This is a genomic window from Nostoc sp. CHAB 5715 (genome assembly GCF_020829685.1).
In the GTDB taxonomy this organism is placed as follows: Bacteria; Cyanobacteriota; Cyanobacteriia; order Cyanobacteriales; family Nostocaceae; genus Nostoc.
The window spans coordinates 1-8164 of the sequence record NZ_JAIVFR010000251.1 but is presented as its reverse complement, the minus strand read 5'-3'; the positions used below and the strand labels follow the sequence as shown (position 1 = coordinate 8164).

At 59.6% G+C, this 8164-nt stretch carries 8 protein-coding genes and 1 pseudogene; 3 read left to right on the top strand and 6 right to left on the bottom strand.

Annotation, left to right across the window (positions count from 1 at the left end; all coding sequences use genetic code 11):
• The 3 genes from LC574_RS15540 to LC574_RS15530 form a co-directional block, all read left to right on the top strand.
• Positions 1 to 228 (top strand): hypothetical protein (locus LC574_RS15540; RefSeq protein WP_229454351.1); only part of this gene is annotated, 228 nt, incomplete at its 5' end.
• A 116-nt stretch (positions 229 to 344) separates the two neighbouring features.
• Complete coding sequence (locus LC574_RS15535; protein WP_229454350.1) at positions 345 to 887, top strand: ferritin-like domain-containing protein; 543 nt, start codon at positions 345 to 347, stop codon at positions 885 to 887.
• 70 nt (positions 888 to 957) lie between these two features.
• Positions 958 to 1962, top strand: a complete 1005-nt coding sequence (locus tag LC574_RS15530; protein ID WP_229454349.1) for an alpha/beta fold hydrolase — start codon at positions 958 to 960, stop codon at positions 1960 to 1962.
• A gap of 79 nt (positions 1963 to 2041) precedes the next feature.
• Here the strand turns inward: LC574_RS15530 and LC574_RS15525 are convergent, their stop codons facing one another.
• The 6 genes and pseudogenes from LC574_RS15525 to LC574_RS15500 all read right to left on the bottom strand — a co-directional run.
• Positions 2042 to 2317, bottom strand: a complete 276-nt coding sequence (locus tag LC574_RS15525; protein ID WP_229454348.1) for a DUF5985 family protein — start codon at positions 2315 to 2317, stop codon at positions 2042 to 2044.
• Complete coding sequence (locus LC574_RS15520; protein WP_229454347.1) at positions 2314 to 2574, bottom strand: DUF5985 family protein; 261 nt, start codon at positions 2572 to 2574, stop codon at positions 2314 to 2316. The genes LC574_RS15525 and LC574_RS15520 overlap by 4 nt, the downstream gene beginning before the upstream one ends.
• Positions 2571 to 2951 (bottom strand): hypothetical protein, encoded by a 381-nt coding sequence (locus LC574_RS15515; protein ID WP_229454346.1) that lies wholly within the window; start codon positions 2949 to 2951, stop codon positions 2571 to 2573. Before LC574_RS15515 ends, LC574_RS15520 begins: the two co-directional genes overlap by 4 nt.
• Positions 2952 to 3102: 151 nt before the next feature.
• A complete protein-coding gene (locus tag LC574_RS15510) occupies positions 3103 to 3453 on the bottom strand; it encodes a hypothetical protein (RefSeq protein ID WP_229454345.1) in 351 nt (116 codons plus the stop codon).
• Entirely contained in the window at positions 3450 to 4685 is a 1236-nt protein-coding gene (locus LC574_RS15505; RefSeq protein WP_229454344.1) for a response regulator, read from the bottom strand. Before LC574_RS15505 ends, LC574_RS15510 begins: the two co-directional genes overlap by 4 nt.
• A 20-nt stretch (positions 4686 to 4705) precedes the next feature.
• Positions 4706 to 8158 (bottom strand): annotated as a pseudogene (locus LC574_RS15500) (response regulator); the annotation flags it as partial.
• Positions 8159 to 8164: the final 6 nt, after the last annotated feature.

Here is an 8164-nt window from a genome sequence, read left to right as displayed (position 1 = left end):
CCATATCGCGGTGGCGCTCAAGGATGGCACCACACTCCACAGCCACGACGAGCTGGGCGACCAATCTTCGGGCAAGATTTGCGGCATCGCTTTGCGGCACGCTTTGCAGTTGGCGCTCAAGTCACTGCCGAACAGCAGAATGTCCTAGGTTTCTCGTTGTCCCCTGTTCAATCGCTTACGGATTTTCGAGCCGCCGCAGAGGAACCTTCGGGCGGTAGGAGATGTTGAGAAGTCTAGAATTGTACGGCTGCACCAGCACCATCTTTCGCGACTTTTTTCGCTGCCTTCCTGCGTGCGATCATCGCGGTCATCGCCATGCAGCGCGTACGAAATTGGAGAACCTCATGGAAACCCTGGAAAAACTATTCGAAGAGACTCTTCGCGATATCTACTACGCCGAGAAGGCGATTTTGAAGAACCTGCCCAAGATGGCCCGCAAGGCAACGTCATCGGACCTGTCGAGCGCCTTCGAGGAGCACATCGAACAAACCGAAGGACAGGTAGAAAGGCTCGAGCAGATCTTCGACATGATTGGCAAGGCTCCGCGCGGCAAGCGCTGCCCGGCCATGGACGGGCTGGCCGAAGAGGCCGGCGAGATCATGCAGGAAGCCAAGGATGATACCGTACGCGACGCGGGCATGCTGGCAGCGGCGCAGGCGGTTGAGCATTACGAGATATCCCGTTACGGCACCCTCGCCGCCTGGGCCGACAAGCTGGGCATGACCGAGGCCGCGGAGCTGCTCCGCGCGACGCTGCAGGAGGAAAAAGACACCGACGCCAAGTTGTCGGAGCTGGCCTTGTCGGAAATCAATGTGGAAGCCGAACAGGCAGAGGCGAAGTCGCCGGGTCGCAAGTCAAGGGGCGGCCGAAAAGAAGCCGCGGAATAATTTGACGTCCTAATGCAAGAAGGCTGGTCGCAAACCGGCCTTCTTTTTTGCTGCCGAAAGGAAAGCCGCTATGAGCCCGGTATCGTTCCGCCAAGCGCAAACCCATGCCAGTCTCCGCAATGCAGCTTTGCTCGGTGCGGCGGGTTTAGCTGCGTCCGCTGTGCTCGTGCAGTACCTCGCCCGCCGCGCGGAAAGCCGTCACCAAGCAATCGGCAGGTTCGCCACCATCGGCAAAACGACGATCCATGTTGTCGACCGCGGTTCCGGACCGCCGGTTATCCTGTTGCACGGCAACGGCGGTATGGTCGATGAGTTGGAGGCCAGCGGCCTGATCGACCAGCTCGCGGAAAATCATCGCGTCATCGCACTGGACCGTCCGGGCTTCGGTCTCTCCACGCGTCCTGAGCGCGCGTGGAGTCCCGAACAGGAGGCGCAGCTGTTGCTCATGTTGATGCATCAGATGCGAGCGGAACGTCCGGTCATCGTTGCACACTCTTGGTCCACGCTCGTGGCCTTAAGCCTCGCGCTGGACGAGCCCGATGCGATCTCCGGCCTGGTGCTAATTGGCGGCTACTATTATCCGACCACACGGACGGACGTGATGTTGCAAAGCATCTTAAACATGCCAGCCATAGGGGACCTTCTGCGCCACACAGTCTGGCCCTTGATGTCGCGAGCGACGGCGCCGTTGGCAATCAAGAAAGTCTTTTGGCCGTTGCGGCCGACCGATGCATTCCGCGAGCGCTACTCCGTGCCGATGGCAACCAGGCCCTCGCAGTTGGGGGCGGTGGCGGCCGATACCTCCTCAATGCCCGCGGCCGCCGCACGTCTCTCCAAGCGCTACGGCGAGCTCCTGATGCCCGTCGACGTCATCGTGGGCACGGACGACCGGATGGTGACGCCGTCCCATCACAGCCGCCGGCTCAACCGGGAACTTCACAACAGCTTCCTCGACGAAGTACCGGGCGTGGGCCATATGGTGCATCATGCCCACCCGCAGCTCATCGCACGCCGGGTTGCGCATGTATTGGAGCGCGCCCTGAAGCCGGTGACGACGCAGCGGACTCGGGTGTGAAGCAGGCAAAAGACATCATCACGGAGGCGAGTTCAAGCAGACCCCATGAATAGGTCATCAGGCGCGAGCGCCTGTTATGCTATCGGGTCCGCTTCGGACGATTCTTTAGAAATATTGCCACCAGGATAAGGCAGAACGTCACCAGCCTCATGATGTAATAGATGGGTTCGTGCTCCTCCCAGCCGCGCGTCAGTCCGAGGAAAAACCTGCCGGCCGCATCGACAGCAAATGCGATGGCAAAAAAGGCGAAGAAGGTATCCCCGGTTTGACGGTAGAAGCGGAAGAAGAACAGGGTTGCGACGAGCGAGGCCATTGCCACCGCGCCGATCAAGACTGAATTCACTGGATCGTTCATTCGGAATCCCATATCAGCCCGTAGATCAACACGAGCATCGCCAAGAGCGCCGCCGTCGTTCGCCAGACAGAGAGGTCCATGTCAGGAAAGACGAGCTTGTCCATCACGAGGAGGAGGTTGTTGACGGTGAGGCCGGCAAAGCAAAGACCGGCCCAGAAGAGCAGACGGTAACCGCCGACAAAATAAGCTCGCAGGAGCAAAGTCGCGCATAACGCTGCGGTCAGAGCGCACATCGTGTAGATGATATTGACGATCATCCGCGATCCTTCCTGAAGCGAAAAGCGTCGGCAAATTCCCGGATACGCTGCGGCCTCGAATGAACAAGGCGGGTCACCGGGATCAAATGCTTCTGATAGGCGAAGACCACGCGCTCCACCATCGAATGCAGCTTCTCGTCGGTCGATTTGTATTGATAGCAAGTCCCGTCGAATGCGACCAAACCTTCGGCGCATAGGGACTGGAGAACAAGGCCGGCCTCGGGTTCTGTTATGTAGAGGCGCGCCGCCAACTTTTTCTCATCCAACTCTTCGTCGGCGTGGCGGACAAGCAAAACGAGCGCTTCAATGGCAGCGATTGAATCAATGTGAGCGAGAATAAACTCGCTCACATCCGGCGGTATAGGCGTCTTTGGCATCCCTACCCCGGTATAATCACTTACGAGCGCTCGCCGCAAAAGCCCAAGCGTCCGGCGGTGGCTGAAGCCTTGTCCCACCGCCCTCTCACATTGTCGCGTGGAGCCAGCCAAGCCTGACACTGGCTAGCCGCGGGTATCACGCGTCCCCGCTTTAATGGGGCATGCATCGGAGCAACGCCTCCAGCAGCATGGGTTGCGAGACGGGCTTTGAAAGCCAGAGATAGTCGCGGAGCGCTGCGGGTACCTGCTCGCGCGAATTGCCTGACAGGAAAAAGAATGGAATGCCTCGTTCTTGCAGATTAAATGCGACGGGATCGACGGTCTCATTACCGAGGTTGACGTCAAGCACGGCGGCGTCACAGCCCTCCGCGCCGATCAAGCGTTGCGCCATTTTTACCGATGTCGCAGGCCCCACCACGTCGTATCCGGCATTGACGAGCTGATCGGCAATGTCGAGCGCGAGCAATGACTCGTCTTCCACCACGAGGACGCGCTTTTTCATGGGGGAGGCGTGTCTTGCAGGATACTTAAAGCCGGGCACTCCAGCCGCCAGGAGAGGCCTGCGGGCGCATAGTCGAGCCGCACTGTTCCATCGAGTGCCATTTCGACCATGTCTTTCACGACGCGTGTCCCAAACCCGCGATGATCCGGCGCGGCGACCACCGGGCCCTCGCTCTCCGACCAGCTGAGACAGAAGCGTGGCTTGGAGCTGTCCTGGTGCTCGATAGACCATGCGATATCGACGCGGCCGTCTGTCGTGGACAACGCCCCATACTTCGCGGCGTTGGTCGCAAGTTCATGGAGAGCGATGCCGATGGACTGGGAGGCCTTAGCGGTAACGGCCAGTTGGGGGCCGGAGAAACCAATTCTCTTGCCGACGATCTCTTCGAACAGAGCCAGCTGTGCCTGAACAAGCTCCGCCATCTCGACGCTCTGCCACTGGGTCTGAATAAGAAGATCCTGATTGGTGGCCAGGGCCTGGATGCGCTTCGCAAATCGCGACAGGAAGTCGTCCGATCGCGCTGCCGCTGACTGCTGGGCCATGACCATGACCAAGCTCAGGATGTTTTTCGAGCGATGACTGACCTCATTCATCAACACGCGGATGTGCTCGGTGCGGCTGCTGACCTGCTGCTCGAGCGTATTGTTCAACTCACGGAGCTGGTCTTCCGCACGCCGGCGAGAATTGACCTCGGCGAGCAAGGCCCTGTTGGCCTCGTCGGCTTCGCGTTGTTTCCTGTAGAGCTCGGCAAAGACCGCAACTTTCGCCCTCAGCACGGGCGCGTTGACGGGCTTGTGGAGGTAATCGATAGCCCCGTTGCCATAGCCCTCCAGCACATGCTGATCTTCATTGTAATACGCCGTCAGAAAGATGATCGGGACCAGGGCGGTCTTCTTCCGATCCTTGACCAGCTGCGCAAGCTCGAACCCCGTGACGCCCGGCATGCGAATGTCAAGGATGAGGAGCGCAAAATCATCCGCAAGCAGAGCGAGAAGCGCCTGCTCTGCGGATTCCGCACGTACGAGACGATACTCGGGATTGTCCAGAACCGCTTCCAGCACCGCCAAGTTCTTTGGCTCGTCGTCTACGATCAGGATATTGATCGGTGTCGACCCGGCAGCTGGCCGCGCGGGCGCATGAAGATCTTCGACAGTGTCGCCGGCCATAACCGTAGTTCCACCAGCGTTTGGGCTTTTCTCGTTATCCACGGCCAAGACCGGCGCCGCTTTCATGGTTTTTCCAGCTCTCTGCTTCATCGGAAGAGCCACACGCGCATCAGAGACAGTAACTGGTCGGTGTTGACTGGTTTGGCGATATAATCGCTGGCCCCGGCATCAAGGCACTTTTCCCGGTCACCCCGCATGGCTTTGGCCGTGAGGGCAAGGATCGGCAGGTCGCGATGCTCCGGGGATTGCCGGATGTTGCGCATGGTCTCGTATCCGTCCATGTCGGGCATCATGATGTCCATGAGCACCATGGCAAGATCGGGTGTGGATTTCACCAGCTCGATCGCCTTGCGGCCGTTGGTTGCGCTCATCACGTCCATATCGTGATTTTCGAGGACGGAAGTCAGCGCAAAAATGTTGCGGGCATCGTCATCAACCACCAGGACCTTCCGGTGACGCAGAACCTCGTTAGAGCCGTGCAGACGTTCCAACATCGCCTGCATCTGCGGCGGAAGGTCGGTAACGACGCGGTGCAGGAACAGTGCCGTCTCATCCAAAAGCCGCTCGGGCGACTGGACATCCTTGAGGACAATGCTCTTCGCGACGGTCTTCAGCTGAGCCTGCTCGTCAGACGTCAGCTCCTTGCCGGTAAAGATCACGATCGGCAAGTCCGGCAACCGTTCGTGGATCCGGTCCATCAGCTCGAATCCGGTCATATCGGGCAGGCGAAGGTCGAGAACCATACAGTCGAATGACTGATCTCCCAGGGCTTCAAGCGCCTGTTCGCCATTCTCGACAGTGACGACCTCGATGTCGTCATAGCCGAGAAGTTCGACCATCGACTGGCGCTCGATATCGTTGTCTTCGACGATCAAGAGCTTTTTGGTGCGTGGGGCAGCAAAGTCCCTGATGCGGTCGAAAGCGGCTTTGAGCGGCTCGGTGGTGGGCTCCTTTACGAGGTAAGCGAATGCGCCGTGCGACAGGCCATGCTGGCGTTCCTCCTCCAGTGTGATGATCTGCACCGGAATGTGCCGGGTGGCCGGATCGAGTTTGAGCTGATTGAGGACCGTCCAACCGAGCATGTCGGGCAAGAAGATGTCGAGAGAGATGGCCGCCGGTCGGAACTTACGTGCCATCGCGAGACCGGTTGCGCCCTTGGTCGCCACGATGCCTTTGAACCCATTATCGCGCGCCAACCCCAAAAGGATTCGCGCATAGTGCGGATCGTCCTCGATGATGAGCAGAACGGCGTCCCCTTCCGCAACCTGATTGCGGTCGTCGTCGATATGCTCTTCCCGCGCCGTGGAAAGCACATGCAGCTCGCGCACCGCATCGGTGTAGCCCTCATGGTCGTCTTTCAAGGCGGGCTTTGTCGATTCGGGGCCAACATACTGAAGGGGCAGATAGAGGGTGAACGTGCTACCCGTGCCGTAGACGCTGGTCAGCTTGATTTCTCCTCCGAGCAAGAAGGCCAGCTCTCGGCTGATCGCCAGACCTAGGCCAGTACCGCCGTACTTGCGCGATGTGCCGGCGTCAGCCTGCTGGAACGCCTCGAAGATCAGCTTCTGCTTGTCGGGCGCGATACCGATGCCGGTATCCTCGACGGTGAAGGCGACCACCTGCGGCGCGTTGCTGAGCAGGGGATGATCAGGAGTCCAGCCTTGTGTCGCAACATCGACGCGTACGTCGACATGGCCACGGGCAGTAAACTTGACGGCGTTTGACAGCAGGTTCTTGAGGATCTGATGCAGCCGCTTCGGGTCGCTGCTCATCGACTGAGGCAGGCGCTCGGCAAAATGCACGTTGAACGGCAGGTTCTTGGCTTCCGCGACATGGCGGAAGTTTCGAATGACGGTATCGCGAAGGGCCGCGAAGGGGATGTCCTCGATGTCGACGGTGACGGTGCCGGACTCGATCTTCGACAGGTCCAGAATATCATTAATCAGGTTGAGCAGGTCCGAACCGGAAGAGTTGATATTGCGCGCGAACTCGACCTGCTTTTCGCTGAGGCCCCCGGAGGAATTCTGCGACAACTGCTGGCTGAGGATGAGGATGGAATTGAGCGGCGTGCGCAGTTCGTGAGACATGTTGGCGAGGAACTCGGACTTGTACTTTGAGGTCAGCGCCAGCTCAGCCGCTTTCTCTTCAAGCGCATAACGGGCCTGCTCGACTTCCGCGTTCTTGCGTTCCACCTCGGCGTTCTGTTCCGCCAGCAGCCGCGCTTTGGTGCCCAACTCTTCGTTGGTCTGCTGCAGTTCTGTCTGTCGCGACTGCAGCTCCACGGTCAGCTGTTGCGACTGCGTGAGCAGACCCTCGGTCCGCATCGTCGCCTCGATGGTGTTGAACACCGCGCCGATGCTCAAGGTCAGCTGATCGAGGAATGCGAGGTTGACTTCCGTGAACGGCTGCAGCGTCGCGAGCTCGATGACGGCCTTGGTGGCGCCCTCAAACAGGACTGGCAGCACCACGATGTTGACCATGGGCGCTTCGCCCAAGCTCGAGGAAATGGCAATGAAGTCCTGCGGCACGCTTGTTATGAGGATGCGAGACTTCTCAACGGCGCATTGTCCGGCGAGCCCTTCGCCCAAGGCAATGGTTTCCCTGATGCGCCCGCTATGCGCGTAGCTGGAAAGCAGACGCAATTCCTGCTGCTCTTCGGGTTTTTCCTCGTTGCCGCTAAGGTGGTAGATTGTGCCCTGGTAGGCGTTGACCAGCGGACACAGCTGGCTCAGCAGCATCTGGCCGACGTTAGACAGCTCGCGTTCACCCTGCAGCATGCCGGTGAACCGGCCGAGATTGGTTTTGAGCCAGTCCTCGTCCCGGTTGCGCTCGGTCGTTTCGCGCAGGTTTGAAATCATCGTGTTGATGTTGTCTTTGAGTTCGGCCACCTCACCGCGCGTCTCGACCTGGATGGAGCGCGTGAGATCGCCCTTGGTCACCGCGGTCGCGACGTCGGCGATCGCACGCACCTGACTGGTCAGGTTGGCCGCAAGCAGATTGACGTTGCCGGTGAGGTCCTTCCAGGTGCCGGCGGCACCCGGGACATGGGCCTGCCCGCCGAGCCGTCCATCCACACCGACCTCACGGGCGACGTTCGTCACCTGATCGGCGAATGTGGCAAGCGTGTCGGTCATATTGTTGATGGTGTCGGCAAGGGCAGCGACTTCGCCCTTGGCTTGCACCGTCAGCCGTTGATTAAGGTTGCCGTTGGCCACTGCGGTCACGACCTTGACGATGCCGCGAACCTGTTCGGTCAGGTTCGAAGCCATGAAGTTCACGCTGTCGGTCAAGTCCTTCCAGGTGCCACCAACGCCTGCGACCTGGGCCTGTCCGCCAAGTTTGCCCTCGGTGCCGACTTCGCGCGCGACGCGGGTCACCTCGCCCGCGAAAGAATTGAGCTGGTCGACCATCGTGTTGATGGTCTCCTTCAGCTCGAGAATTTCGCCCTTCACGTCCACGGTGATCTTGCGATTGAGATCGCCACGCGCCACGGCGGTCGTTACCTCGGCGATGTTGCGGACCTGGGCAGTCAAGTTGCCGCCCAT